A 25,090-nucleotide genomic window follows, 5' to 3' on the forward strand; every position below is an offset into this window, starting at 1 on the left:
ACCCACCACACTCACCTCCCCCCTTGTGGGGGAGGCCAGGAGGGGGGTAACCCTCCTCAAGCACGAAACCCCGACTGACCACCCACCCACGAGAGAAACCATCATGACCATTCGCTTCGGCCTTCTTGGTGCGGGCCGCATCGGCAAGGTGCACGCCCGGGCCGTCACCGGCAATCCCAAGGCCAGGCTCGTCGCCGTCGCCGATGCCTTCCCCAAGGCCGCCGACGACATCGCCGCCGCCTATGGCTGCGACGTGCGCACCATCGACGAAATCCTCGCATCCAGCGATATCGACGCCGTGGTCATCTGCACGCCGACCGACACCCACGCCGACCTCATCGAAGCGTTCTCAAAGGCCGGCAAGGCGATCTTCTGCGAAAAGCCGGTCGACCTCGACGTGGCGCGCGTGCGCGCCTGCCTGAAGACGGTCGAGCAAACCGGCGCCACCCTGATGGTCGGCTTCAACCGCCGCTTCGATCCGCATTTCCAGGCCGTGCGCGCCGCCATCGATGCCGGCGACATCGGCGAGGTCGAGATGGTCACCATCGTCTCGCGCGATCCGGGCCCGCCGCCCGTCGACTACATCAAGCGCTCCGGCGGCATCTTCCGCGACATGACCATCCACGATTTCGACATGGCCCGCTTCCTCTTGGGCGAAGAGATCGAAACCGTCTCCGCCGCCGCCTCGGTCCTCGTCGACAAGGCCATCGGCGGGGCCGGCGACTACGACAGCGCCAGCGTCATCCTGACGACCGCGTCCGGCCGCCACGCCACCATCTCCAACTCGCGCCGCGCCACCTACGGCTACGACCAGCGCATCGAGGTCTTGGGCTCGAAGGGGTCCGCCGCCGCCGAGAACCAGCGCCCCGTCTCCATCGAAATCGCCACCGCCGCCGGCTACACCCGCCCGCCGCTCCATGATTTCTTCATGACGCGTTACACCGAGGCCTACGCCAACGAAATCAAAGCCTTCATCGACGCCGTTGAATCGAAATCCAAACCCACCCCCTCCGGCCAGGACGGCCTCGCCGCCCTGGTACTCGCTGAGGCCGCGCTGAAATCCGTCAAGGAGGGCAGGGCGGTGAAGGTGAGCGAATAGGGCGGTTGTTTGCACCACGACGCCTCCGGATATACATTCTGTTGCGGAGGTGTCGCGATGAGAATTGAAAAACGCGCTGGTTCCTGGGCCCTGGTTGATGTTCCCGACGAGGCCGTCAAAGCTTTGCAGGCGAATGAGGGTGATGAAGTGTCTTATAGCATCACCGACTCCAAAGTTGAGCTTGTGAAGCAGGCCTCGATCGAGGAAACGATCGCTCGTATTCGTGCGATGAGCCGGCCGCTCCCACCTGGTTGGAAGTTCGATCGCGAAGAGGCCAACAAGCGCGGCTCGGAATGACCGCGCCTTTCCTCGATTCCAATGTCCTCGTCTATACCATCAGCAAGGATAGCCGCGCAGAGCGAGCATATGATCTGTTGCGCAATGGCTATGTCCTCGGCGTTCAAACTCTCAACGAGTTCGCCAATGTAGCGCGCCGCAAATTTGAACTAACATGGCCCGAGGTCAGCGAGGCATCTGCTCGTTTGGCTGTGCATGCGTCTTCGATCATGCCTACCGAGATCGAAGATCATAGGCGCTCCTTTCAAATCGCCGAGCGGCACCGCCTCTCGATCTACGATTCCCTGATGCTCGCGATTGCCCTGCGCGCCGACTGCACCACCTTCTACTCCGAGGATCTCCACCACGGTCTCGTCGTCGAGGACCGCCTCACGGTCCTCAACCCCTCCGCTGAGCTCAGTCCCTACTTCAACAGCCACTCATGCTCGGCCGCGTTGTGGAATTTCCACGTCCGGTGCGGCCCGGCCATCACGTTGAGATAGTAGCTGTCATAGCCGTGCACGGTGGCCACCGGGTGGTATCCCTTGGGCACCAGGCTCACGTCCCCGTCCTCCACCGCCATGGCGACGTCGAGGCTGCGGTCGTCGGTGTAAACCCGCTGGAAGGCAAAGCCCTGCGGCGGGTTGAAGCGGTGGTAGTAGGTCTCCTCCAGCAGGCTCTCGTACGGCAGGTTGTCGGTGTCGTGCTTGTGCGGCGGATAGCTCGAGGTGTTGCCCGCCGGCGTGATTACCTCCACCACCAGCAGCGAATGCGCCGGGTCGGTCTCGGGCAGGATGTTGGTCACATAGCGCGTGTTGGAGCCCTTGCCGCGCGTGATCCTGGGGTTCGTCCCCGGTGCGATGACCCGCGCCGCATACGCCCCGCGCACGCCCGGCGCCGCACATACGGCAAGCTCCAGAGCCGTTGCCGCCTCCGCCCGCCAGCTTGCCCCCGCCGGCACATAGACGGAATAGGGCTCCCCCTCGAACGGCGACATGCGTTCGCCGAGCTCGCCGAAATCCTGCCCGTCGACACTGATCCGCGCCTTGCCCGAAACCAGCACCAGGCACACTTCATCGCTCCCCGTCTCGCCGCCAGCCGTCCCGCCCTCGGAGAGCCTGTGAAGCTTGAACCCCACATAGGTCCAGCCGGCGCTCTTGGGCGTCACGTCGTGGACGAGGCCCGTGTCACCCTTCGGACGGAGGCGGAGGTTGGGTGTCGTTGCCATTGGTCGGGTTCTCCTTGGGGAAGCTGATGAAGAAGCTGTAGATCGCGTAGCCGAGGAGGGCGGTGGTCAGCAGGCCCCAGAGCTGGTCCCGGTTGAACGCCCACTCCCAAACGCACCATGCCGCGACGATCCCCGTGACGAGCACGCGCCGCCACAGCGGCCTGAACCAGTTGACGTCGTTCTGCTTCAAGCCCCGTTCTCCCTGGTTCGCTTGCCGATAAGATCGGCGGTTCTTTCGCCTCCCTCCCCCTTGAGGGGAGGGAACGAGGGTGGGGGTGGCTGCGTAAGCCACCGACGCTTCCGTCACACCTTCGGAAACCCTTGCGTCTCGACCGTATACCCCGCCCTCGTCATCACGCGCATCAATTCCTTGTAGCCGACCTCGGCCATCTTGGCCGGCGGGTTCGCCTTCGGGTCCTGCTCGGCCTCGACTACGAACCAGCCCTCATAGCCGTGGTCGGCGAACCGCTGCACGATCGCGCCGAAATCGAGCGATCCGTCCCCCGGCACCGTGAACGCCCCCAGCGCCACCGCGTCGAGGAAGCTTTGCCGGCTGCGGTCGAGCCCGTCGACCACCGGGCGCCGGATGTCCTTCACATGCACGTGGTTGATGCGCTTGTGGTGGTTGTCGATCGCCCGCAGCACGTCTCCGCCGGCGAACGCCAGGTGCCCGGCATCCAAAAGCAGCGGAATGCCCTCGCCCGAATGACGCATGAACGTGTCGAGCTCCGGCTCGGTCTCCACCACCGCCGCCATGTGGTGGTGGTAGGAGAGGGGCATGCCCTGCTCGGCGCACCATTCGCCGAATGCGGTCACCTTTTTCGCATAGGCCTTCATCTCGTCGTCGGCGAGCCTCGGCTTGGTCGCCAGTGGCTTGCCGCGATCTCCCTGGATCGAGCGGCCGACTTCTCCATAGACGATGCACGGCGCATCGACCGCCTTGAACAGCTCGATCATTGGCGCGATGCGGTCCTTGTTGGCTGCGATGTCCTCGTCGACCAGCGTCCCGGAGAACCACCCGCCGCAAAGCGTCACGTCCGCGGCCTTCAGGATCGGCAGCAGCACCTCCGAATCCTCCGGAAACCGCCGCCCCTTCTCCATGCCGGTGAACCCGGCCGAGCGCGATTGCTTAAGGCACTCCTCGAGCGAAACATCGTCGCTCAGCTCAACGAGATCGTCGTTCCACCACGCAATGGGCGACATGCCGAGTTTGGCTTTCAATTCAAGGCTCCGGTTTGGACTGGCGCTCTCGGCGCTCGTTGACGTTGTTGTTACCCCTCATCCGCCCTTCGGGCACCTTCTCCCACAAGGGGAGAAGGAAGGTGGGCCAACCGCCGGCCGACGTGGGAGGCACCACCCCTTCTCCCCTCGTGGGAGAAGGTGGATCGGCCGCAGGCCGGAGACGGATGAGGGGGTTATCCCACCCGCTGCGCCTTCAGCGCCTTCACATAAGCCTCGCGCGCCGCGTTCACCTCACGCCGTTCGGAAACCTCCGGCACCGCCACGTCCCACCAGAACCCGCCGGCTTCCGTGGTGATCAGCGGATCGGTGTCGATCACGATGACGCTCGTCACCGCCTCGTCCTCGCTCTCGCGCAGCGCCGTCTCGAGCTCGCTGATCGAGCCGACCTTGCGCGCCTTGGCGCCGAGCGCAGCGGCGTGCGCGGCAAAATCGATTCCCGGCAGCGTCACATGGCGCGTGTCCTTCATCAAATTGTTGAAGTTCGCTCCGCCCGTCGCCATCTGCAGCCGGTTGATGCAGCCATAGCCGGAATTGTCGAGCACCACGATGGTGATCTTGGCCCCCAGCATCACCGAGGAGACGATCTCGGAGTTCAGCATCAAATAGCTGCCGTCGCCGACCATCACCACCACGTCGTCCTTGGGGCGCGCTAGCTTGACGCCCAGCCCCCCGGCGATCTCGTAGCCCATGGTCGAGAACCCGTATTCCAGGTGGTAGCTGCCCGGCCCGCCGGCCTTCCACAGCTTGTGCAGCTCGCCCGGCAGGCCGCCCGCCGCGCACACCAGCGTCGCCTCCGGCCGCGCCCGCTGCACGGCGCCGATCACCTGCGCGTCCGAGGGCAGGGCGTTGGTCGCCGCTGTCGCCGCCTCCGCGTCCTTGAGCCATGCGGCCTTTCCGTCACGGGCCCGCTGCGTCCATTCCGAGGCGACCTGCCAGCCCGTCAGCCCCTGCACCAACGCCGAAAGCCCGACCCGCGCGTCCGCCACCAGCGGCATGGCGTTGTGCTTGGCCGCATCGAACGGCTGCACATTGAGCCCGATGATCCTGAGGTCCTCGTTGCCGAACAGCGCCCACGAGCCGGTGGTGAAATCCTGTAGCCGCGTGCCGACCGCCAGCACCACGTCCGCTTCCTGCGCCAGCGCATTGGCCGCCGAGGTGCCGGTCACGCCGACCGAGCCCATGTTGAGCGGATGGTCGTGGGGCAGGGAGCTCTTGCCCGCCTGTGTCTCCATCACCGGAATGCCGAATGTCTCGGCAAAGCCCGAAAGCACGTCGCTCGCCTGCGAATAGAGCACGCCGCCCCCGGCGATGATCACCGGCTTCTTGGCACCGCGCAGCGCCGCCGCCGCTTCCGCGAACTCGTCCGCGTCCGGCATGATCCGGCGCTGCGTCCACACCTTCTCGGCAAAGAAGCTTTCCGGATAGTCATAAGCTTCCGCCTGCACGTCCTGGCAGAGCGCCAGCGTCACCGGCCCGCACTCGGCCGGGTCGGTCAGCACCTGCATGGCCCGCCGCAGCGCCGGGATGATCTGCTCGGGCCGCGTGATGCGGTCGAAATAGCGGCTGACCGGCTTGAACGCGTCGTTGACCGTGATCGTGCCGTCGCCGAAATCCTCGGCCTGCTGCAACACCGGGTCCGGCAGCCGGTTGGCGAAGACATCGCCCGGCAGCAGCAGCACCGGCAGCCGGTTGACGTGCGCCAGCGCCGCCGAGGTCACCATGTTGAGCGCGCCCGGTCCGATCGAGGTCGTCACCGCCATGAACCGCTGCCGGAAGCTCGCCTTGGCATAGGCGATGGCCGCGTTGGCCATGCCCTGTTCGTTCTGCCCGCGATAGGTGGGCAGCTCGTCCCTGACCGCATAGAGCGCCTCGCCGACGCCCGCCACGTTCCCGTGCCCGAAAATGGCGAACACCCCGCCGAAGATCGGCACCGTCTCGCCCCCGACCACCGTCTTCTGCGCCGTCAGGAACCGCGCCACGGCCTGCGCCATCGTCAATCGAACTGTCTTCTGGCCCATGGCCTCACCTTCCAACATTCAAATTCAAGGGGCGCCGGCACCATCCCACCTCACCCCACCGGATGTCACCCCGGCGCAGGCCGGGGCCCATCCTGAGATTTCCCGACAGCCGCAAGGTGTATGGGCTGTCCCGCACCATCTCTGCCCCCTCATCCGTCTCGCGCTTTCAGCGCGATCCACCTTCTCCCACGAGGGGAGAAGGGAGGGCGGCCACCCCGGCAATCTATAGTGCGCGACGCCATCCCCGCCGAACCGTCGATTTTGCACCACCCCTTCTCCCCTCGTGGGAGAAGGTGCCCCGCAGGGGCGGATGAGGGGGCTTCACGCCGCCTCCACCTCGCCCAGCCTCTGCCATATCCCCACCAGCGCCCCGAACCGGCCGGCCATGTCGGCCACCGCCTCGTCGTCGCTCATCCTGCCCGCCAGCCACGCCTTCGCCGCCTCGGCAAAGATCGTGCGGCCCACGGCAAATCCCTTCACGGACCGCGCCGAGCGCGCCGCGCGGAACCCGGCCTCCAGCGCCTCCTGCGGTGCGTCTAGCCCCAGCAGCACCACGCCCCGGCAATAGGGGTCGCGCGCCTCGATCACCGCATCGATCGCCGCCCATGCGCCGCGGCTCGCCTGCGGCTCGAGCTTCCACCAGTCGGGCTTCAGCCCCGCGTCGTAGAGCTCGGTCAGCGCCCGGGCCACCGTCCCGTCGTCGAGCGTTCCGTGCTTGCCCGCGATGATCTCGATCAGGATCTCGCGTCCGACCTTCCTCGCCGCATCGTAGGCCGCGCGCAGCTTTTCCACCTGCTCGCGCTTCAGCTCTTCCGGGTCGTCCGGATGGTAGAAGCACAGCACCTTGATGCAATGGTCCACCGGCCAGTCGACGAGCCGCGAGCCGAGGTCCTGGCTGAACTCGAACTTCAGCGGGCGCGAGCCCGGCAGCTCGATCGGCTTGGCGATCCAGAAGTCCGCGATCGCCCCGGCGGCGAACAGCGCGTCGCGCCCGTATTTGTCGTCGATCAGCATGCCGAAGCCCGGCCGCCCGGCCGCGATCTGCCTTGCCGCCTTCACCGCCAGCGCCTTGAACGCGGGCAGCCGCGCCAGTTGGCGCGCATCCCCGCCGCAAAGCTCCTCGAGCTGGCTACGATGGTCGACGGCGAGCGCCATCAGCTCGGGGATCTCGCGCCGCCGGTTCGTCGCCCAGTGGATATGGTTGAGCGCCGCGTCCTTGCGCAACGCCCGCTCGTTGCTGCCGTTCTTGAGGAAATACTGCAGCTCCTCCCAGCTCGGATATTCCGGCGCGCAGAGCAGCCGCGAGACCGCGAACGCGCCGCAGGCGTTCGCCCAGGTCGCCGAGGTGCCATGCGCCTCGCCGGCAAGCCACCCGCGAAGATACCCGCTCATGAACGCGTCGCCCGCGCCCAGCACGTTGTAGACCTCGATGGGGAACCCTCGCCCTACGATCCCGTGCTCCAGGTCGTCGGGGATCGGCCCGTCATAGACGATGCAGCCCATGGGGCCGCGCTTGAGGACGATCGTGCCGGAGGAGAGTGCGCGGATCGTCCGGAGCGCCGATTTGATGTCGGCCTCGCCCGCCGCGATCAGCACCTCTTCCTCGGTGCCCACGATCAGGTCGCAGTCGGCCAGCACCGAGCGGTACTGGGCCGAAACCGTGTCCGACGCCACGTAGCGCTCGAACCCGGCCTCGTGTCCGGCAAGGCCCCAGAGGTTCGGCCGGTAGTCGAGGTCGAACACGACCTTCCCGCCATTGGCCTTGGCGATGCGGATGGCCTTCTTCTGCGCCGCTTCGCTGTTGGCTTTCGAAAAATGCGTGCCCGTCACCACGATGGCGCGGGCGCTGGCGATGAACGCCTCGTCGATGTCGCCCTCGTCGAGCGCCATGTCGGCGCAGTCGGTGCGGTAAAAGATCATGGGCGAGACACCCTCGGCCTCGACGGCGAGCAGCACCAGCGCCGTCAGCCGCTCCTTGTCCGTCGCGATGCCCTTGGTCTCGACGCCCTCGCGCGCGAGCTGTTCGCGGATGAACCGGCCCATCTGCTCGTTGCCCACGCGCGTGACGAGCGCCGATTTCAGCCCCAGCCGCGCCGTGCCGACCGCGATGTTGCACGGGCACCCGCCGACCGATTTGGCAAAGCTCCCGATATCCTCGAGCCGCGTGCCGATCTGCTGGCCGTAGAGGTCGACCGAGGCGCGACCGATGGTGATGACGTCGAGCATCTTCGTCCCGTCAGATGGGTGTGTGTCGTTCAAGGGAACCCTCCCGGACCGGCCAGGTTGCCTCCCGGCCGCATTGCGCGCATGGACATGCAGGTCAAATGAAACACTGGTTCCCGTTATTCGTCAACATAGAATATCCATTCCAAATATGGATTTGTGTCAGTGGAGTCACGTTTGTCACCATCGGTGGGTGTAAGGGTAACATTCGGTTAAAATGTCAGCACACTCCTGCCCTCTGGTTTAATCGCCTATCGCGCCGCTTCCCGGCGCCGCTTCTCGGCAATGCTCACCGTCAGCGCCATGGCGAAGGCCATGCTCGCCGAGAGCGAGCGGAACCCCGCATGGTCGGCCTCCGCCACCTCGAACCACACCTTCGAGCAATCGGCGAGCGGCGAGAAGGCCGAATCCGTCAGCGACACCACCGGCACGCCGCGGCTCGCCAGCGCCCGCGCCTGTCCCGCGCTTTCCGAGGCATAGGGCGAGAAGCTGACGGCAAAGGCCGCGTCCTTCGGCCCCGCGAACGCCAGCAGGTCCTCGTCGATCCCCGCCGAGGTGCCGACCAGCACGCTCTTCACCTTCAGCTTGCCGAAGGCATAGGCCATGTAGTTGCTGATGGGGTAGGAGCGGCGCTTGGCGATGAGGTAGACCGTGTCGGCGCCCGCCAGGATCTCCACCGCCCGCTCGAAGGCCTGCGGATCGACGCTGCCGGCGAGCGCATCGAGCGACCTGTGCGCCGCCGCCACGAACCCGTTGAAGATCGAGGCGCTTTCCGAAAGCTCCGCCCCGTTCTGCTCGAGGTTGCGCAGCCGCTCCTCATAGCTCGACGTGCGCTCCTTGAGCCGCGCCCGGAAGATCTGCTGCAGTCCCGAAAACCCCTCGAACCCGAACTGTTGGGCGAACCGCACCAGCGTCGAAGGCTGGACCTCCGCCGATTCCGCGATGCTCGCCGCCGTCCCGAACGCAATCTCGTCCGGATTGTCGAGCGCATAGGCCGCCACCTGCACCAGGCGTTTGGGCAACTCGCGCCGCCGCAGCAGGATCGCCGCGCGCAGCGCCTCGAAATCCTGAGGGGGTACTACTTTATCCCCGTTCACCGCCATTGCGCTAAACTCCCCTCGAAAACCAACGGAAATGGGCTCCATCATCCGAATACCGCAAATGCGATCAAGCGGGAGTGGAAAATTCATTTCGATTTGTGAATATACGGCATAAAAATTTCAATGGGTGGAAATATCGAATGAAGGATACCATCGGCATCGGCCTCATCGGCACCGGCTATATGGGCAAATGCCACGCGCTCGCCTGGAATTCGGTCAAGGCTGTGTTCGGCGATGGTCCGCGTCCGCGCCTCGTGCACCTGGCCGAAGTCTCCGCCGATCTCGCCGCCGGGCGGGCAGGGGAGTTCGGCTTCGCCCGCTCGACCGGCGACTGGCGTGCCCTCATCGCCGATCCGCAGGTCGATGTCGTCTCCGTCACCACCCCCAACGCCTTCCATGCCGAAATGGCCATTGCCGCGCTCGAGGCCGGCAAGCACGTCTGGTGCGAAAAGCCCATGGCCACCGCCTTCGCCGATGCCGAGCGCATGGCCGCCGCCGCCAAGGCGTCGGGCAAGGTCGCCATCCTCGGCTACAACTACATCCAGAACCCGCTGATCCGCCACATTGGCAAGCTGCTGGAGCAGGGGACCATCGGCACCGTCAACCACGTACGCGTCGAGATGGATGAGGATTTCATGGCCGATCCGGAGGCGCTGTTCTACTGGAAGAGCGAAGCCTCCTCCGGCTACGGCGCCCTCGACGATTTCGCCGTGCACCCGCTCTCGCTGCTGCATGTGCTTTTCGGCGGTGTCGCCCGCGTCATGACCCACATGGCCAAACCCTACGCCGACCGTCCGCTGCGCGAGGGCGGTCGCCGCCCCGTCGAGACCTACGATATCGCCAACGTCCTCTTCGAGCTCGACAACGGCGCCTCCGGCGTCCTCAGCGTCAACCGCTCCGCCTGGGGCCGCAAGGGCCGCATCGCCCTCCAGGTCTTCGGCTCGAAGGGCTCCATCGTCTACGATCAGGAGCGCATGAACGAGCTGCAGCTCTACACCACCTCGGACAACGCCACCGAGCAGGGTTATCGCACAATCCTGTCGGCACCCCACCACCCGCCCTATGATCGCTTCATCCCCGCACCTGGCCATGGCCTCGGCTTCAACGACTTGAAGATCATTGAAGCCCACGAACTGCTCCAGGCCATCGCCGGCCGCCCGGCCCGCGTCATCGATTTTGCGCAGGGCCTCGAGATAGAGCGCACCGTCCACGCCATGGCCCGTTCCCACGAGGAGAGGGCATGGGTCGAGGTGTAAAGATAAGCGATATCAATAGGTTACTTGTCTGAGTTGCGCCGCCGGTATATCCGCGCTTCGTAAAGCATCGTGCCGCCTGCGAAAACGATCCAGGCGATGACGAAGCTGATGAGCAGCGGCACGAACTGCGACGTCGGCTGCCACACGATGATGATGAGGAACGCCGCATAAGCCAGCCCCTCCAGCGTCTTGCGCTCGAGGAAATAGAGTGTCCACGGCTTGCGCGAGGCTTCCGACGAGAAGATCAGCCCGATCCCCGCCACCGCCAGCAGGAACAGCGGCACAGCCATCACCCGCAGGAAGATGATCTCCAGCGGCTCGCCGGTGAAGAACCCGGCGATCGCCACCAGCAGCACCACCGCAATCGCTGCCCCATAGCGCTGCAACCGCAGGAACTCCCCCGTCGGCGTCGGCTCCTGTTCGGCCATGGTCGTCATCCTTCAAGGCATTGTCAGGCCACGATCTTGAGCCCGTTCGCCCGCGAAGACAACAGCCTGGCTTGGCACGACGCTGCCACCACTGCGATGTCACCCCGGCGCAGGCCGGGGCCCATCCTGAGATACCTCGACAGCCGCAAGGTGTATGAACCGGGCGGGAATGTAAGCGGCGCTCCTCCCGCGCCCGTGGACGTGTTCAGGGCTGGTTCCCGGCCTTCGCCGGGATGACAACGGTGGGGTGGGCCAGATGTGCCCACCCCCAAACCTCATGAAACCCTAAGCGCTTTCCAGCACCGGCGCCCGCGTCGGCAACCGCCCCCGATCCTGCCGCATGATGTAGATCGAGGCTCCAAGGATCAGCGCCGCCCCCGGCCAGAACAGCACGCCCGGGATCTGCCCCAGCACCAGCCAGCCGGCAAGGATGTTGAGCGGCAGTTTCAGGTCGTCGAACGGCTGCAGATAGGTCGCGTCGGCCACCTTGTAGGCGAGGCTGAAGAAGTATTGCGCCCCCGCCGTCACCACGCCCAGCAGCACGATCAGCCACAGCGCATCGCCCCCCGGCAGCTCGAAGTCGAAGCCGGTCGCGAGGCTTGGCGGAAGGGTGCCCGCCGGCAGGACGGCGACCGCGATGCCGAGGATGAGGCCGATCAGCAGGTGGTTGGGCGTGATCAGCACCAGCATGTAGAGGGTCAGCGATTCCGGCGCCTCGTCGCGCGTCAGGTACTTGGTGATGACCGAGACCGTGCCCCAGCACGCCGCGGCCAGCACCGGCAGGATCGAGGCCCAGGTGAATTGCTCCGAGCCGATCTGCGAGACCAGCAGCGCCCCGACGAACCCGACCACGGTCGCGCCAAGCCGCTGCGCCGTCAACTTTTCCCCGAGGAAAAGCGTCGCCCCGGCGAGGATGAAGAACGGCCCGGTCATCGAGAGCGTCACCATCTGCCACACCGGCACGCCACTGGCGAAGCCGAAGGCGAAGAACTGCACGCCCAGTGCCGAGAGGAACGCCCGCGCCTCGTGCGCCACCGGGTGCCTGGTCTTTAAGGCCCCGAACCCGATCCGCAGGATCAGCGGCAGCGCGAACACCGTGGCGATCACGTACTGCCAGAAGACCACCGCCGTCGACGGCACGCCCATCTGCCAGGTCACGATCGGGGTGACGACATTGATGACGGCGAAGGTGACACCCGCGCCGAGCATGAACAGAGCCCCGAGCACCGAGGCATTGGAAGTAGAGGAAACCTGGCTCATCTTTGTCCTTTCCGTAACCAGTTTCCCCAGGGTTACGGGAAGGAGCGGCAACCTGCGTCCGGCCGAAGACCGGACGCCGGCGAGCCGGCACAGGCATCCCGTTCTCTCTCATCCGGACTATGACCGTCGGCTTCGGAATCGCACCGAATCTGCTGACCCGAACCCCGAAAGGTCCGGCGCTCGCGGGCTCAGGCTTTCGCCATTACCGCCGGTGGGGACTTCCACCCCGCCCTGAGAACGTACGTGCAGTCATCTGCACGGCGGGAAAGGTAGGGGACGAAGGGCAGGGGCGCAAGAAGCAACAAGGATGTGACCTAGTCCCGCATCACCCTTCGGCTGTCGCGAACGCCGGGCCTAGTAAACCTGGCCAACCGCTTCTCGCGCTGAAGCAAACCCCACCCACAGGGTCATCCCCGCGAAAGCGGGGACCTCTGTTTCTCCCGCGGCTCTATATCTCGGCTTTTCGCCGGGATGACAGCCAATGGTTTCAGGCAGAGAAAACGAAAATCCCCGCTCGCGCGGGGATCTCCATCTCGTTCATCCGGCCGCACCTACCCGTTGCGTAGCCAGTTCACGTCGTCCTGCGTCAGCTTGATGCCGAACGCCTTGATCGAGTCCTCGAGCTCGACCAGCCGGCGCGGCCCGATGAGCGGGATGACTGGGAAGGGCTGAGCGACGACATAGGCGAGCGCCACATGGATCGGGTTGGCGCCGATCTTTTTGGCGAACTCGATCGCGCGGTCGCGGCGGCCGAAATTGGCCTCCGAGTACCAGCAGCGCACGATCTCCTCGTCGTCCCGCTTGTCGCGCCCGGCCCGGTCGGTGAAGAACCCGCGCGCCTGGCTCGACCAGGCGAAGTTCGGAATCTGCCGCTCCAGCAGCCACTTGCGCCACTCGTCGTCCGAGGACTGTACGCATCCGGCCCAGATCGGGTCGATCATCTCGGCGAGCGAGAAGTTGTTGGAGAGCGCGGCGGGCCTGGTTTTGCCGGTCTTTTCGGCATAGGCGATGGCCTCGTCGAGGCGCTCGCGCGTCCAGTTGGAGCCGCCGAAGATGCCGCGGATGCGGCCTGCCTCCACCTCAGCGTCCATGGCGTCGACGAACTCGCCGACAGGCACGTCGGTGTTGTCGCGGTGCATGAAATAGACGTCGACATAGTCCGTCTGCAGGCGCTCCAGCGTCTGGGTCAGCTGCTTGCCGATCACGTCCGGGTAGACGAGCGGCGAATGCGCGCCCTTGCCGATGACCACCGATTCCTCACGCACGCCCCGGTTCTTCAGCCATTCGCCGAGCAGCTTCTCGGTATAGCCGCCGCCGTAGATGAAGGCCGTATCGAAGATGTTGCCGCCGGCCTCGTAGAAGGCATCCAGCAGGATCGAGCCGCTGGCGAAGGTCTTGAAGTCCTCAAAGCCCAGCGCCGCGACCGATGCGGACTTGGAAATGCCCGGAATCTGCCGGCGCGGAATGGCGTTGCCCGGCGTGCCGAGCGGCCGGCCGGAGATGGTGTTGACCCGCCTTGCCGCCGTCTCGATGCGGTATTCGATCCCGCTGTCGGCCCGCCACTTGTCGAGTACCCGCGCGTTGCCGAGGCTGTCCGCCCAGGTCATGCCGGGCGCATCGAACTCCTGCCGCCCGTCGAGGATCGCCTTGGAGGCGGCGTCGGCCTCGAACGAATAGACGTGGGCGCTCTCGTTGACGCTGATGCTCTCGCGCTTGCCGTCGTTGAGGATGACCTCGATCTTGCCGAGCCCCTGGTCGCGGTTGCCGCCGGCGAACCAGAAGTCCGGCACCTCGATGCGCCCGAGCGAGCCGTGGATGCGCAACACGTTGTCGAGGTTGACGAAGACCGCGCACGAAACCTGGGCGACGATGCCGTTCTCGAAGGTCAGCACCGCCGCCGCCCACTCGTCCGTCTTCTCCTGGCCGAGATGCGCCGTGCCCGCGACCTTGATGGGGTCGAGGAACGGCTTGCCCGCGGCGACGCCCGCGATATAGCGCGACATCGAGACCGGGTAGCCGCCGACATCGAGGATGCCGCCGCCGGCGAGGTCGTTGGCGAACAGCCGGTGCTCGGGCATGAAGCGCGGCATCTGGAAGCCGAAGCTCGACTGGATCATGCGCACGTCGCCGATGAGCCCGGACGAGATCAGCTCGCCGATCTTGGCGGTCTGCGGGTGCAGCCGGTACATGAACGCTTCGCCCGCGAAGGTGCCCGCCTTGCGGTGGGCGTTGAACACCGCGTCGATCTCGAAGGCGCTGAGCGCCAGCGGCTTTTCGACCAGCACGTGCTTGCCCGTTTCCGCCGCCTTGATCGCCCATTCGGCGTGGTAGGGATGGGGCAGGGCGATGTAGACCGCGTCGACATCCGGGTCGGCGAGCAGGGCGTCATAGCCGGCAACGATCCGCGCGCCCGGAAATTCCTCCGCCAGCCCCGGCCGGTTGGGATCGCGGGTGGCGATCGCCGCCAGCTTGCCGTGCTTGGCATTGGCCAGGCCCCCCTGGAAAGCCTTGGCGATGCTGCCCGGCCCGATAATGCCCCAGCGGATTTTTGTGTCAGTCATGGTCTTGGTCCTTGAGTGGATCCCGTCCCGAGGAGGTCGGCACGGGGGATGGCGTGATGCCGTGGCGCGACCTTGGGAGAGGTGCGCCGAAGAGGTGGGTCAGCGGATGCGTTGCCCCTGACTGTCGAAGAGGTAGGCCCGTTCGGGGTCTATCGAGACGACGATGTGACTGCGGCCGTTTTCGTGGCGCGATTCCTCGCGCTCGACCACCAGCGCCTCGCCGCCGGCGCTGGCATAGACATAGCTGGTCGACCCGAGGTGCTCGGCGACGTCGATGTCGAGGGATATGTCGGCGCCGCCGGCGCCCGCCTCGCCAAAGTGCTCGGCCCGCACGCCCAGCGTCACCGCCTCGCCCACCGTGCCGCCGGTCAACGGCAGGGTAAGCCGCGCGCGGCCGTGGTTGGCAAGCTCCAGCGTGACATTGCCGGCCGCCTTCTCGACGATCGTCGCCGCAAGGAAGTTCATCTTCGGGCTGCCGATGAAGCCGGCGACGAACTGGTTGGCCGGATCGTCGTAGAGGTCGAGCGGCCGCCCGGCCTGCTCGATGATGCCGTCGCGCATCACCACGATCTTGTCGGCCAGCGTCATCGCCTCGACCTGGTCGTGCGTGACGTAGACGATCGTGGTCTTGAGCTCCTTGTGCAGCCGCGCCAGCTCGATGCGCATGTGCACCCGCAGTTCCGCGTCGAGGTTCGACAGCGGCTCGTCGAAGAGGAAGACCTCCGGGTCCCGCACGATCGCCCGGCCGATGGCGACGCGCTGCCGCTGGCCGCCGGACAGTTGCTTGGGATACCGGTCGAGCAGCGGGTCGAGCGCCAGAATCCGTGCCGCTTCGTTGACCTGCCGGGCGATCTCGTCCTTGGGCACGCGGGCGAAACGCAGCGCGAAACCCATGTTTTCCCGGACCGTCATATGCGGATAGAGCGCATAGGACTGGAACACCATGGCGATGCCGCGCTTGGAGGGGTCCACCTCGTTCATGCGCTCGCCGCCTATGTCGAGGTTGCCCGCGGTGATCGTTTCGAGCCCCGCGATCATGCGCAGCAAGGTCGTCTTCCCGCAGCCCGACGGACCGACGAAGACCACGAACTCCTTGTCCTCGATATCGAGGTCGACGCCCTTGATGACCTCGACGTGCCCGAAGGACTTGCGCACGTCCCTAAGCTTTACGCTGCTCATATCGGTGACCTTATTTGACCGCGCCCAGCATGCCTTCGACGAAGCGGCGCTGGAGCAGGAAGAAAATGATGAGGGTAGGCAGGGTGGCGGCGATGGCGCCGACCATGATGACGCCGAAATCGGGCGTGTAGCCGGCCGTGAGCGTTGCCACCACAAGAGTGAGGGTCTTCATCTCGTTGGTCTGCAGCACGATCAGCGGCCAGAGATAGCTGTTCCAGTTGGCCATGAAGACGATGATCGTCGCCGCCGCATAGGTCGAGCGCATCACGGGCATGTAGACGTAGAAGAAGATCTGCCATTCCTTGAGCCCGTCGATGCGGGCGGCGTCGCGCAGCTCGCTCGGGAACGCCTTGGTGGCCTGCCGGAAGTAGAAGATGACGAAGATCGAGGCGATGCCGGGCAGGATGACCGCCTGGTAGGTGTTGATGATCCTGAAGCTCGCCATCATCATGAAGAGCGGGATCATCAGCGCCGCAAAGGGGATCGAGAGCATCAGCAGCATGCCGCCGAAGATCTTCTCGCGGAACCGGGAGCGGAACACCTCGAAGCCGTACCCGGCGAGCGATGCGACCAGCAGCGTCAGCACGGTCCCCAATCCGGCGATCAGGAACGAGTTGAACAGCACTCGCGCTATGTCGAAGGAGTTGAGGAACTTGATGATGTTGTCCACCAGCGCGCCGCCGGGCGTCGTCTTGCCGCGGATGATGTCCGCGGAAGTATTGGTGGTCCCCAGAACCATCCAGAAGAACGGGAAGATCGAAACGAACGCGGCCAGCGAGAGCGCGAGGTACGTGAGCGCGCGACCGATCAGGGCAAGGCTCTTGCTCATCTGCGGCGATCCCTTGCAATGAGGAACTGTATGAGGCTCAGCACACCGACCAGGATGACGATGACGTAGCTGACCGTTGCCGCATAACCGAAGCTCGGCATGAACCTGAAGCTGAGATTGTAGATGTAGAGCGACAGGGTGAGCGTCGCGTCCGACGGGCCGCCGTTTGTCAGGAGGTTGACCTCGTCGAACAGCTGCAGCGTGCCGATGGTGGACGTTACGGCGGTGAAGAGGATCACCGGTTTCAGCATCGGCACCGTGATGAACCAGAACCGGGCCCAGGTGGGCACGCCGTCGATCTTGGCGGCCTCGTAGATGGAGCGGTCGATGTTCTGCATCGCCGCCAGATAGAAGATCATGTTGTAGCCGGTCCAGCGCCAGGTGATGGCGGAGATCACCACCACGCGCGCCCAGAACGGATCGGAAAGCCAGTTGATCGGATTCTCGATCAGCTGGAGCGCCAGCAGCGCTTGATTGGCAATGCCGTCCAGCGCGAAGATCGACTTGAAGATCACCGAATAGGCGACCAGCGACGTGACGCAGGGCAGGAAGATCGCGGTGCGGAAGAAGCCGCGCCCCCAGAGCTTGCTGTCGTTGAGCGCGCTGGCGAAAAGCAGCGCCAGCATCAGCATGATCGGCACTTGCACCGCCAGGAACAGCAGGGTGTTGCTGAGTGCCCGGATGAAGACCGGATCCTGGGTCAGCCGGATGATGTTGGCGAAACCGCCAAAGCTGAAGTTCATCCCGCGGCCGACCTGGAAGCTCATCCAGAGCGACCAGAGGATGGGATAGACCATGAATATGCCAAGCAAGACCAGCGCCGGCATGATGAACAGCCAGCCGTTGATCTGCTCGCTGCGCGCCAGGTTCGAGGCGGCGCCGCCACGCCGCCGGTCCTGCATGCTGCCCGAGGTTTCAACCTCCGCCACCATCGCTGCTTCTCCTGTGACTCTGTTGGCCGACGATCCCGCGCACACACCGTAAGGCGTTGCCGCGCGCGGGATCGCGGGAGGCCGGAGGCGCGGCTGCGCCCCCGGATGCGGAGCCTTACTGGGTCTGCTGACGGACCTGGGCGTCGATGGCGGCGATGATATCGTCGATATTGCCGCCGCTGGTGATGGCGGGCACCTGGGCAACCACCGCAGCGTCGGCCTCTTCGGTGAAGATGCCGTAGTTGACCGCGGGAATCTCGGCCAGCCAGTCCGAGAAGTTCTGCCAGACGGGCTGGCCGCTGAAGAACTCGTCACTGGCCTGGTAAGCCTCGCCTTCGCGAGCCGCCAGGAGCGAGCCGAGAGCCCCCTGGTTGACCAGGATCTTCTGGTAGAAGTCGACGTCACTGCCCCAGATGGTGGCGAGGAAATCGATGGCCATTTCCTTTTGGGGAGCCGAGGAGAGCACGTACCAGCTCGAGCCACCGAGGTTCGAGGCGTTCCCCGCGCCTTCCACGCCATCCAGGCGCGGCGAGGGCGCAACGCCCCATTGGCCGGCCTGGTCGGGATTGGCCTTGATCGTAGCGGTCATCCAGACGCCCGAGAAGGTGGAGAGTGTCTTGCCCGAGGTGAAGCTGCCCGTGTACTCAGTCCAGCCGGAAACCGGCGTGGTGATGCCCGAGGCGATCAGCCGCTGATAGGTTTCGAGGGCGGCCTTGAACACCGGATTACCGGCGATGGTGACGTTCCCGTCCGCATCGAAGTACCAGCTGCCGGCCGATTGGAGCATGATGCGGATCCAGTCGGACCCGGTCGGATCGATCGGCAGCAGGATTTGTCCGGTCTCTTCCTTGACGGTCTTGCCGATCTCGATCAGCTGGTCCCAGGTGATGTTCTCGAGGTCCTCCGGACCGAAGCCGGCCTCGGCCAGCAGGTCCGTGCGATAGAAATAGCCGGTGACGCCGGAGTCGAACGGCAGCGAATACGTCTGGCCGTTGAGGGTGGCGAGCTCGACCTTGTAAGGCGCGAAGGTCGAGTAGTCGATATGGCTGTTCAGCGGCTCGAAGGCGCCGGGGAACGACTGCAGGTACTTCTGCGCGCGATAGTCCTCGATGAGAACGATGTCGGGCAGGCCGTCGGTGGAGCCGGAGGCGAGCTGGGCCTGCAGCTTCTGCTCCATGGCGGCCTTGTCGAAGATCACCACGTTGATGGTGTCGTCGGGATGCTCGGCCTGATAGCGGGAAAATGCCTCCTGCATCGTCGCGCCGTTGAAATTCGGGTCCCAGCACCAGACCACGAGTTCGGCGGCCGAGGCGGCCGCAACGCTGAACAGGCTGGTGCCGGCGAGCGCGGCGGCCGCGAGCGAGCGGCGCCACCGCGATGTGAAGCTGGTCATGAAGTCCTCCCTTTTTGTTTGCCCGCGTTTTGCAAGCGCGAGTAGACTAGCGCGTTGCGGGAACGTGTCCCCGACAACGGGCACGCGGACTTGGCGAAAAGTAAGGTGCCGCAGCCATCGGCCTGCGGCGAAGGGAGCGTGGACTTGGCGAAAAGCAAGGTGTCGGCAGGGCCGGATTTTGAAGGGGGAACGGTGGACTTGGCGCAGGCCAGGACGTTGAGGCGGCCGGTCTATCAGCCCGGCGCGAGCAGCGTGGAAGGTCTGCCGACGACATTGCAGATGTTCTACAACAACCCGCCGGTGATGCTGAAGCCGCATTGGCATGCTCAGGTCGAGGTCAATTTCGTCGTCGAGGGCTCCGTCCATTACCTCATGGGTGATCACGAAATCCTGCTCCGGGCCGGCGACCTCTGCCTCTTCTGGGGCGGCCAGCCGCACCAGCTGGACGACAAGTCCGACGACGCGTTTTACGCCGGCGCGCACCTGCCGCTCGTCCACTTCTTTCGCCTGCGCTTGCCCGCGGATGTGCCCAGCCGTCTGATGCAGGGCGCCGTCCTCGTCACCTCTGCGACCGACGAGGCCGACCGGGTGAACTTCGCCCGCTGGTATCGCTCCGCCCGGCAGGGCAGTCCCGCCGAGACTCAGCACGTCGTCGACGAACTGCTGCTGCGGATCGAGCGGGTGCGGTTCGAGCCCTATCGCATCGTAGGCGACTGCGAGAATGCGCGCGAGGGCGAACCGACGGACCAGCAATCCTCGCGCGTGGTCGCCCGCATTTGCGACTTCATCGCCGCCAACTTCCTCCATGACATCGACTCCGTGGACATTGCCGCCGCCGCGGACCTGCATCCGAAATACGCCATGGCTATCTTCAAGAAGTCGACGGGCATGACGATGAACGAGTACGTCACGCTTCTGCGCCTGTCCTACGCGCAAGCACGGCTGCTTCAACAGGAGGCCAGTGTCCTCCATGTCGCCATGGAGAGCGGCTTTGGCTCCTTGAGCGCCTTCAACAAGGCCTTCCGCAAGATCGCCGGCAAATCGCCGAGCGATTTCCGCCGCGATGGCAGGTTCATCGCCGCCATCGCATCGGCGACCGTGGATATCCGGACCAGCTGACGGCACCGATCCAGAGGCGCGTTTGGGGGGGAGCGCATGTTCAAGCCGAGACGAAGGTTCGCCGGGCGCGCCGCCGCCATCGTCTTCGGCCTCGCGCTCGTGGCCGCCCTGACGCTCCTGCGGGCGAGCGAGCCCTATCCCCTGGTCGCCGCGCGCGAGACGGTCTTCGACTATTACCAGCAGCTGCCGCCGCGTCCGCCTGCCGACCTGCCGGTCCTGGTCGTCGACATCGATGAGGCCTCGCTCGCCGCGTACGGCCAATGGCCCTGGCCGCGCGACCTTTTGGCGACGCTCACGCGCCGGCTTGGCGAGATGGGCGCTGCCGCCATCGCCTTCGACATGCTCTTTGCCGAGCCTGATCGATCCTCGCCCAGCCGCACGGTCCCCGGCACACCGGACTTCGACGCCGAATTTGCCGATGCCCTCGCTACGTCACCGAGTATCCTCGGGCTCAGCGAGCGGCCGGGAGCGGAGGTCGAGACCATTCCGCTCAAGGCCGGTATTGCCGTCAGCGGCGCCCGACCAGTGACCATCCCACTGTTGCGCGGAGCGGTGCTGCCGTTGCCCAAGCTCCGCGATGCTTCGGCCGGACTGGGCGCCATCAGTCTGGGCCAGGACGACTCCGGCACCGTGGTGCGCAACCTGCCGCTCGTGTGGCGGCACGGAGACGCCATCGTCCCGACGCTCGCGCTCGAGGCCTTGCGGATTGCCGCCGGCGAGACGACGCTGGTCGTCCTCGGCGATACGGCGGGCGCCGGTATTGTCGAGAGCGTTCGGGTTGGCCAGTGGAGCGTGCCGACCACGACTTCGGGCGCATTGCGCCTCTACTACCGCCCGGCAGGGCAGGGCGCCGCCATATCGGCCGGTGACGTTCTTTCCGATAGTTACATCGATCTGACCCAAACCGTCGCCGGCCGCATCGTGCTCATCGGCACGTCGGCCGCGGGCCTGCTCGACCTGCGCCGTACGGCCCTCGGCGAGGTGGTTGCCGGCGTTTCCATCCATGCCCAGGCGCTCGAGCAGATTCTTGCTGGCGCCTATCTTTACCGCGCCGACTGGGTCGGCGGTATCGAGATGCTGCTTTTTGCGGTGGTGGGACTGATCCTGGTGCTGGCCGTGGCGTTCGCCGGTCCCCGAGGGGGCCTCGTCGTCTCCATCCTTGCTGTGCTCGGCGGAGCTGCCTCGTCCTGGGTGGCCTTCTCGCGCTATGGCGTGCTGATCGATGTCAGCTTCCTGTTGCTCGGCGCCGTCGTCGTCTATGCGGCGATGGCCTTCTTCCGTTTCGCCGTGACCGATGCCGATCGGCGCAAGCTGCGCAACGCTTTCGCTTACTATGTCGCCCCGTCGCTTCTCGCCGAGATCGAGGAGAATGCGGACACCCTGCGGCTCGGCGGCGAGGTGAGGGACCTCACGGTGATGTTCTGCGACGTGCGCAACTACACCTCCATCAGCGAGCGCATGCGCCCCGAAGACGTGCTGGGGCTTCTCAACCGCCTCTTCGACCGTCTTGCCCATTGTATCACCACGGAGCGCGGCACCATCGACAAGTTCATGGGGGACGCGATCATGGCCTTCTGGAACGCGCCCCTCGATGTCCCCCATCATCCCCGTCGCGCCTGCCGCGCAGCGCTGGCCATGCGCGATGCCGTCGCCGCTCTCAACGCCTCGGAGGTGGGTGAGCCCATCGCCATCGGCATCGGCATTTCCTCCGGCGAGGCGCTAGTCGGCAACATGGGTTCTAGCGAGCGCTTCGACTATTCGTGCGTCGGCGACACCGTCAACGTCGCCTCGCGCATCGAGGGGGCCTGCAAGGTCGTGCACTACGGTATCCTCGTCTCCGAGGCGACGGCCGCCGCCATCTGCGACATGGCCGTGCTTCCCGCTGGCCACGTCCACCTGCGCGGCGTCAGCGAGCCGCAGTCCGTTCATATACTCGTAGGCGACGAACGGATGGCCGCATCCCCGACCTTCCGGACCTTGCGCGAACGGCACACAGCCCTCCTCGCCGCCGGTGTCCCCGACGATCTCCTCGCCGAGTGCCGCAGGCTCTCGGCTGAAGTCGAATCGAGTCTCCTAGTCTTCTACGACGCGTTGCCGGAGCGCCGCGCCGATTTTTCCGCGTTCGTCGCGCCGGCCCCGCTACGAGCCGTTGGCGACCGCGATCTCGCGACGGGCTCAGAATTCTGACCGTCCTGCCCTGCGCTGGAATTGCCCTCTTGCATCACGGGATCGGTTTCTCTATGTCTCCGCGCAGTCGGGGCGTAGCGCAGCCTGGTAGCGCATTTGTCTGGGGGACAAAGGGTCGTCGGTTCAAATCCGGCCGCTCCGACCATTCTTCCTTAGCTGCACCCGCCCGGTCGGGTCGTGGAGCGGCCGTTTTCCGATGCATCCGACTGTCGATTTCGCCGTCCGTGCCCTGGCCAACTGGCCCGTTGCGCCGGCCGCCGAGGTGCGGCTGGTCAATTATTCCGAAAACCACACCTTTACCGTGACGTCCGCCGATGGCGCTCGCTATTGTCTGCGCGTGCACCGGCCCGGCTACCAGTCGCCGCGGTCCATCGCGAGCGAGCTCGACTGGTTGGACGCCCTGCGGCGCGATACGGACCTGCCCATCCCTAACCCGCGCGCCGGGCGCGACGGCTATCTGCTTCAGCGGATCGAGGATGGCGGCGTCGCACGCGACTGTGTGCTCTTCGACTTCATCGAGGGAGAGGAACCGGTATTCGGAGGAGGGCTCGAGCCGGTCTTCGAAACCCTCGGCGGCTATGCCGCCCGCATGCACGCGCACGCTGCCGCCTGGCGACCTCCCGCCGATTTCGCGCGTCAGAGCTGGAGCGCGGCACATGTGCTCGATCCCGATGGTCTCTGGGGGGACTGGCGCGTCGCGCCCGGCATGACGCAGGCCATCCGGTCCGTGCTCGACAGGCTGGACGCAAAGCTGCGGGCGGATCTCGACGCCTACGGCTTCGGCAAGGATCGCTTCGGCCTCATCCATGCCGACATGCGCCTCGGCAATCTGCTCGTCGACGGCGAACGCGTTTCGCTCCTCGATTTCGACGACAGCGGCTTCTGCTGGTTTGCCTACGATTTCGCCGCAGCCGTCTCTTTCCATGAAACGGATTCGATCGTTGCCGCGCTCAAGGATGCTTGGTTGCGCGGGTATGCGCCGCTGCGTCCCCTCGCGCGCGAGGATATCGCCGCCATGGACGCCATGGTGCTCCTGCGCCGCATGGCGCTTCTCGCCTGGATCGGATCGCACGCCGAAACCAGCCTCGCCCGGCGCCACGAACCGGGCTATGCCGAGGGCGCTGCCGGCTTGGCCGAGCGCTATCTCGGCGGGCGTGATCTCTGGGGCTAGTAGGCGTTCTCGCTCTTGGAGATGAGCGACACCGGCGTCATCACCAGGATATAGAAGTCGAAGAGCAGCGACCAGTGCTCGATGTAGTAGAGGTCGTGGTTGACCCGCTGCATGATCTTGTCGATCGTGTCCGTCTCGCCGCGCCAGCCGTTGATCTGCGCCCAGCCGGTCATGCCGGGCTTGACCCGGTGGCGGGCGAAATAGCCTTCGACGGCCTCGTAATAGAGTGCGTTGTCGGCCTTGGCTTCCATCGCATGCGGGCGGGGCCCGACGATGGAGAGCTCGCCCTTCAGCACGTTGAAGAGCTGCGGCAGTTCGTCGATCGAGGTCTTGCGGATGAACTTGCCGACCTTGGTGACGCGTGGATCGCCCTTGGTCACCAGCCGCGCCGCGGTGGCGTCCGCGCGGTCGGTGTACATCGAGCGGAACTTGTAGACGCGGATGATTTCGTTGTTGAAGCCATGCCGGTTCTGGCGGAAGAGGATCGGCCCCTTGCTCTCGAGCTTGATGGCGATGGCGGTCGCGATCATCACCGGCGAGAGCAGGACGAGTGCGACAACGGCAACGACTTTGTCGAAGGCCCACTTGAAGACGAGGTTCCAATCCGAGATCGGCCGGTCCGCCATGTCGAAGACGGGTACATTGCCGAGATAGGAGTAGGCCTTGTCGGTGAACTTCAGCCGGCTCATATGCGCCGAGAGGCGGATATCGACCGGCAGCACCCAGAGCACGCGCAGCATCTCGAGCAGCCGCTTTTCCGCCGAGAGCGGCATGGAGACGATGACCAGGTCGACGGGCGTGCGGCGCGCGAACTCGACGAGGTCCGCCACGCGCCCGAGCTTGGGGCAGCCGGCGACCATATCGGGAGAGCGTTCGTCCACGCGGTCGTCGAAAAGGCCGAGAAGGTTGACGTCGTTGGCCGCGCCCGCATGGATTTTTCCGATCAGATCGCCCGCATCCTTGCCGCCGCCGACAATGACGGTGCGGCGCTTGAGGCGTCCTTGCCGGGTCCAGCGCTGCACCAGCGCATGCAGACCGATTCGAAAAGCCGCGAGCAGGACTGCCCCCCCGACGAACCATGCGCCGAGCCACAGGCGCGAGACCATGTCGGACGCCTTGAAGACGAAGATGCCCGCCATCAGCACCAGCATCACCGCCGCCCAGGCCGCCAGCACCCGTGAGATCTGGCCGACCGGCTGGCGGTAGATCGCGATACGGTGGGCACCGGCGATGTTGAAGGCGATGTTGGCGACAAGCGCCGTCGCCAGGATCACCGGAATGTAGAACGTATCCTCGCCGCCCCCGAGATAGGCGCGGTAGATGCCGAAGCCGAGAAGCGCCAGCAATGCCGCCTCGACGATCTGCGCAATGCCGGCGATCACCGCGCCCGAAAGCGCGCGGTCCACCGGCGAGGCGATGATGGCCTCGGCGGTCGACGACAATCCGCCGGATTTGCCGGCAGCCTTGCCGCTGGAGACGTGCTCCATGACGGCCTGTTTGGGATCTAGGCGGAACATTCCGGGTCGCGCACTCGCAATTTTGCGCGTCATATTGGAGGTCAAGGGATGAAAAACCGGTGAAAACCGGCG

General features: G+C 65.5%; 21 protein-coding genes, 1 tRNA gene and 1 riboswitch. Of the genes, 8 read left to right on the forward strand and 14 right to left on the reverse strand.

All coding sequences use genetic code 11. From position 1 onward, the window contains the following. Positions 1-103 precede the first annotated feature (103 nt). From iolG to VE25_RS03905, 3 genes are read left to right on the forward strand one after another with little or no spacing between them, the layout of a single operon-like run. Positions 104-1,099 carry an inositol 2-dehydrogenase gene (gene iolG, locus VE25_RS03895; RefSeq protein ID WP_046107289.1) on the forward strand — a complete coding sequence of 332 codons (996 nt, stop codon included), beginning with the start codon at positions 104-106 and terminating at the stop codon, positions 1,097-1,099. A 57-nt stretch (positions 1,100-1,156) separates the two neighbouring features. Next, positions 1,157-1,396: a hypothetical protein gene (locus VE25_RS03900; RefSeq protein WP_046107290.1), complete on the forward strand. Its 240-nt coding sequence runs from the start codon at positions 1,157-1,159 to the stop codon at positions 1,394-1,396. Continuing rightward, positions 1,393-1,878 carry a PIN domain-containing protein gene (locus VE25_RS03905; protein WP_046107291.1) on the forward strand — a complete coding sequence of 162 codons (486 nt, stop codon included), beginning with the start codon at positions 1,393-1,395 and terminating at the stop codon, positions 1,876-1,878. Before VE25_RS03900 ends, VE25_RS03905 begins: the two co-directional genes overlap by 4 nt. Here the strand turns inward: VE25_RS03905 and iolB are convergent. The 6 genes from iolB to VE25_RS03935 form a co-directional block, all read right to left on the reverse strand. After that, positions 1,800-2,603, reverse strand: a complete 804-nt coding sequence (iolB, locus tag VE25_RS03910; protein ID WP_046107292.1) for a 5-deoxy-glucuronate isomerase — start codon at positions 2,601-2,603, stop codon at positions 1,800-1,802. The genes VE25_RS03905 and iolB overlap by 79 nt on opposite strands. After that, on the reverse strand, positions 2,563-2,793 hold the full coding sequence (locus tag VE25_RS03915; RefSeq protein ID WP_046107293.1) for a hypothetical protein: 231 nt from the start codon (positions 2,791-2,793) through the stop codon (positions 2,563-2,565). Before VE25_RS03915 ends, iolB begins: the two co-directional genes overlap by 41 nt. Positions 2,794-2,906: 113 nt before the next feature. Further along, positions 2,907-3,824, reverse strand: a complete 918-nt coding sequence (iolE, locus tag VE25_RS03920; RefSeq protein ID WP_046107294.1) for a myo-inosose-2 dehydratase — start codon at positions 3,822-3,824, stop codon at positions 2,907-2,909. A 194-nt stretch (positions 3,825-4,018) separates the two neighbouring features. Further along, on the reverse strand, positions 4,019-5,863 hold the full coding sequence (gene iolD / locus VE25_RS03925) for a 3D-(3,5/4)-trihydroxycyclohexane-1,2-dione acylhydrolase (decyclizing) (protein WP_046107295.1): 1,845 nt from the start codon (positions 5,861-5,863) through the stop codon (positions 4,019-4,021). A 321-nt stretch (positions 5,864-6,184) separates the two neighbouring features. Further along, positions 6,185-8,089, reverse strand: coding sequence for a bifunctional 5-dehydro-2-deoxygluconokinase/5-dehydro-2-deoxyphosphogluconate aldolase (locus VE25_RS03930; RefSeq protein ID WP_046107296.1), 1,905 nt, complete (start codon positions 8,087-8,089; stop codon positions 6,185-6,187). A 248-nt stretch (positions 8,090-8,337) separates the two neighbouring features. Continuing rightward, on the reverse strand, positions 8,338-9,189 hold the full coding sequence (locus tag VE25_RS03935; protein ID WP_046107297.1) for a MurR/RpiR family transcriptional regulator: 852 nt from the start codon (positions 9,187-9,189) through the stop codon (positions 8,338-8,340). Positions 9,190-9,326: 137 nt separating this feature from the next. Here VE25_RS03935 and VE25_RS03940 point away from each other — a divergent pair, with 137 nt between their 5' ends. Continuing rightward, positions 9,327-10,442: a Gfo/Idh/MocA family protein gene (locus tag VE25_RS03940; protein ID WP_046107298.1), complete on the forward strand. Its 1,116-nt coding sequence runs from the start codon at positions 9,327-9,329 to the stop codon at positions 10,440-10,442. A 20-nt stretch (positions 10,443-10,462) separates the two neighbouring features. Here the strand turns inward: VE25_RS03940 and VE25_RS03945 are convergent, their stop codons facing one another. From VE25_RS03945 to VE25_RS03975, 7 genes are all read right to left on the reverse strand, one after another. After that, entirely contained in the window at positions 10,463-10,870 is a 408-nt protein-coding gene (locus VE25_RS03945; protein WP_046107299.1) for a hypothetical protein, read from the reverse strand. 285 nt (positions 10,871-11,155) lie between these two features. Further along, positions 11,156-12,130: a DMT family transporter gene (locus VE25_RS03950; RefSeq protein WP_046107300.1), complete on the reverse strand. Its 975-nt coding sequence runs from the start codon at positions 12,128-12,130 to the stop codon at positions 11,156-11,158. Positions 12,131-12,226: 96 nt separating this feature from the next. Next, positions 12,227-12,373: riboswitch (FMN riboswitch) on the reverse strand. Positions 12,374-12,681: 308 nt separating this feature from the next. Continuing rightward, positions 12,682-14,691, reverse strand: coding sequence for an aldo/keto reductase (locus VE25_RS03955; RefSeq protein WP_046107301.1), 2,010 nt, complete (start codon positions 14,689-14,691; stop codon positions 12,682-12,684). 99 nt (positions 14,692-14,790) lie between these two features. Beyond that, positions 14,791-15,870 carry an ABC transporter ATP-binding protein gene (locus tag VE25_RS03960; protein ID WP_046107302.1) on the reverse strand — a complete coding sequence of 360 codons (1,080 nt, stop codon included), beginning with the start codon at positions 15,868-15,870 and terminating at the stop codon, positions 14,791-14,793. Positions 15,871-15,880: 10 nt separating this feature from the next. After that, positions 15,881-16,699 carry a carbohydrate ABC transporter permease gene (locus tag VE25_RS03965; RefSeq protein WP_046107303.1) on the reverse strand — a complete coding sequence of 273 codons (819 nt, stop codon included), beginning with the start codon at positions 16,697-16,699 and terminating at the stop codon, positions 15,881-15,883. Further along, the gene (locus VE25_RS03970) at positions 16,696-17,601 is read right to left on the reverse strand and encodes a carbohydrate ABC transporter permease (RefSeq protein WP_046107317.1); all 906 of its coding nucleotides are present in this window, start codon (positions 17,599-17,601) and stop codon (positions 16,696-16,698) included. Before VE25_RS03970 ends, VE25_RS03965 begins: the two co-directional genes overlap by 4 nt. 145 nt (positions 17,602-17,746) lie before the next feature. Continuing rightward, on the reverse strand, positions 17,747-19,024 hold the full coding sequence (locus VE25_RS03975; protein ID WP_046107304.1) for an ABC transporter substrate-binding protein: 1,278 nt from the start codon (positions 19,022-19,024) through the stop codon (positions 17,747-17,749). Positions 19,025-19,216: 192 nt separating this feature from the next. On the opposite strand from VE25_RS03975, the gene VE25_RS03980 reads away from it, so the two are divergent. The 4 genes from VE25_RS03980 (at position 19,217) to VE25_RS03995 (ending at position 23,501) form a co-directional block, all read left to right on the forward strand. Further along, entirely contained in the window at positions 19,217-20,143 is a 927-nt protein-coding gene (locus VE25_RS03980; protein WP_201776039.1) for a helix-turn-helix domain-containing protein, read from the forward strand. 36 nt (positions 20,144-20,179) lie between these two features. After that, positions 20,180-22,330, forward strand: a complete 2,151-nt coding sequence (locus tag VE25_RS03985) for a CHASE2 domain-containing protein (RefSeq protein ID WP_046107306.1) — start codon at positions 20,180-20,182, stop codon at positions 22,328-22,330. A gap of 68 nt (positions 22,331-22,398) precedes the next feature. Continuing rightward, positions 22,399-22,475: transfer RNA gene (locus tag VE25_RS03990), tRNA-Pro, on the forward strand. Between the two features lie 51 nt (positions 22,476-22,526). Beyond that, the gene (locus VE25_RS03995; protein ID WP_046107307.1) at positions 22,527-23,501 is read left to right on the forward strand and encodes a phosphotransferase enzyme family protein; all 975 of its coding nucleotides are present in this window, start codon (positions 22,527-22,529) and stop codon (positions 23,499-23,501) included. Here the strand turns inward: VE25_RS03995 and VE25_RS04000 are convergent. After that, positions 23,498-24,988 carry an undecaprenyl-phosphate glucose phosphotransferase gene (locus tag VE25_RS04000; RefSeq protein WP_046107308.1) on the reverse strand — a complete coding sequence of 497 codons (1,491 nt, stop codon included), beginning with the start codon at positions 24,986-24,988 and terminating at the stop codon, positions 23,498-23,500. The genes VE25_RS03995 and VE25_RS04000 overlap by 4 nt on opposite strands. Positions 24,989-25,090 lie beyond the last annotated feature (102 nt).

This window comes from Devosia geojensis (assembly GCF_000969415.1).
GTDB classification, from domain to species: Bacteria; Pseudomonadota; Alphaproteobacteria; order Rhizobiales; family Devosiaceae; genus Devosia; species Devosia geojensis.

Bases quoted from the DNA above. Each gene is read 5' to 3' on its own strand.
- iolG (WP_046107289.1), top strand. From the start codon at position 104: ATGACCATTCGCTTCGGCCTTCTTGGTGCGGGCCGCATCGGCAAGGTG.
- VE25_RS03900 (WP_046107290.1), top strand. From the start codon at position 1,157: ATGAGAATTGAAAAACGCGCTGGTTCCTGGGCCCTGGTTGATGTTCCC.
- VE25_RS03905 (WP_046107291.1), top strand. From the start codon at position 1,393: ATGACCGCGCCTTTCCTCGATTCCAATGTCCTCGTCTATACCATCAGC.
- iolB (WP_046107292.1), bottom strand. From the start codon at position 2,603: ATGGCAACGACACCCAACCTCCGCCTCCGTCCGAAGGGTGACACGGGC.
- iolD (WP_046107295.1), bottom strand. From the start codon at position 5,863: ATGGGCCAGAAGACAGTTCGATTGACGATGGCGCAGGCCGTGGCGCGG.
- VE25_RS03930 (WP_046107296.1), bottom strand. From the start codon at position 8,089: ATGCTCGACGTCATCACCATCGGTCGCGCCTCGGTCGACCTCTACGGC.
- VE25_RS03935 (WP_046107297.1), bottom strand. From the start codon at position 9,189: ATGGCGGTGAACGGGGATAAAGTAGTACCCCCTCAGGATTTCGAGGCG.
- VE25_RS03940 (WP_046107298.1), top strand. From the start codon at position 9,327: ATGAAGGATACCATCGGCATCGGCCTCATCGGCACCGGCTATATGGGC.
- VE25_RS03945 (WP_046107299.1), bottom strand. From the start codon at position 10,870: ATGGCCGAACAGGAGCCGACGCCGACGGGGGAGTTCCTGCGGTTGCAG.
- VE25_RS03950 (WP_046107300.1), bottom strand. From the start codon at position 12,130: ATGAGCCAGGTTTCCTCTACTTCCAATGCCTCGGTGCTCGGGGCTCTG.
- VE25_RS03955 (WP_046107301.1), bottom strand. From the start codon at position 14,691: ATGACTGACACAAAAATCCGCTGGGGCATTATCGGGCCGGGCAGCATC.
- VE25_RS03960 (WP_046107302.1), bottom strand. From the start codon at position 15,870: ATGAGCAGCGTAAAGCTTAGGGACGTGCGCAAGTCCTTCGGGCACGTC.
- VE25_RS03965 (WP_046107303.1), bottom strand. From the start codon at position 16,699: ATGAGCAAGAGCCTTGCCCTGATCGGTCGCGCGCTCACGTACCTCGCG.
- VE25_RS03970 (WP_046107317.1), bottom strand. From the start codon at position 17,601: ATGCAGGACCGGCGGCGTGGCGGCGCCGCCTCGAACCTGGCGCGCAGC.
- VE25_RS03975 (WP_046107304.1), bottom strand. From the start codon at position 19,024: ATGACCAGCTTCACATCGCGGTGGCGCCGCTCGCTCGCGGCCGCCGCG.
- VE25_RS03985 (WP_046107306.1), top strand. From the start codon at position 20,180: ATGTTCAAGCCGAGACGAAGGTTCGCCGGGCGCGCCGCCGCCATCGTC.
- VE25_RS03995 (WP_046107307.1), top strand. From the start codon at position 22,527: ATGCATCCGACTGTCGATTTCGCCGTCCGTGCCCTGGCCAACTGGCCC.
- VE25_RS04000 (WP_046107308.1), bottom strand. From the start codon at position 24,988: ATGGAGCACGTCTCCAGCGGCAAGGCTGCCGGCAAATCCGGCGGATTG.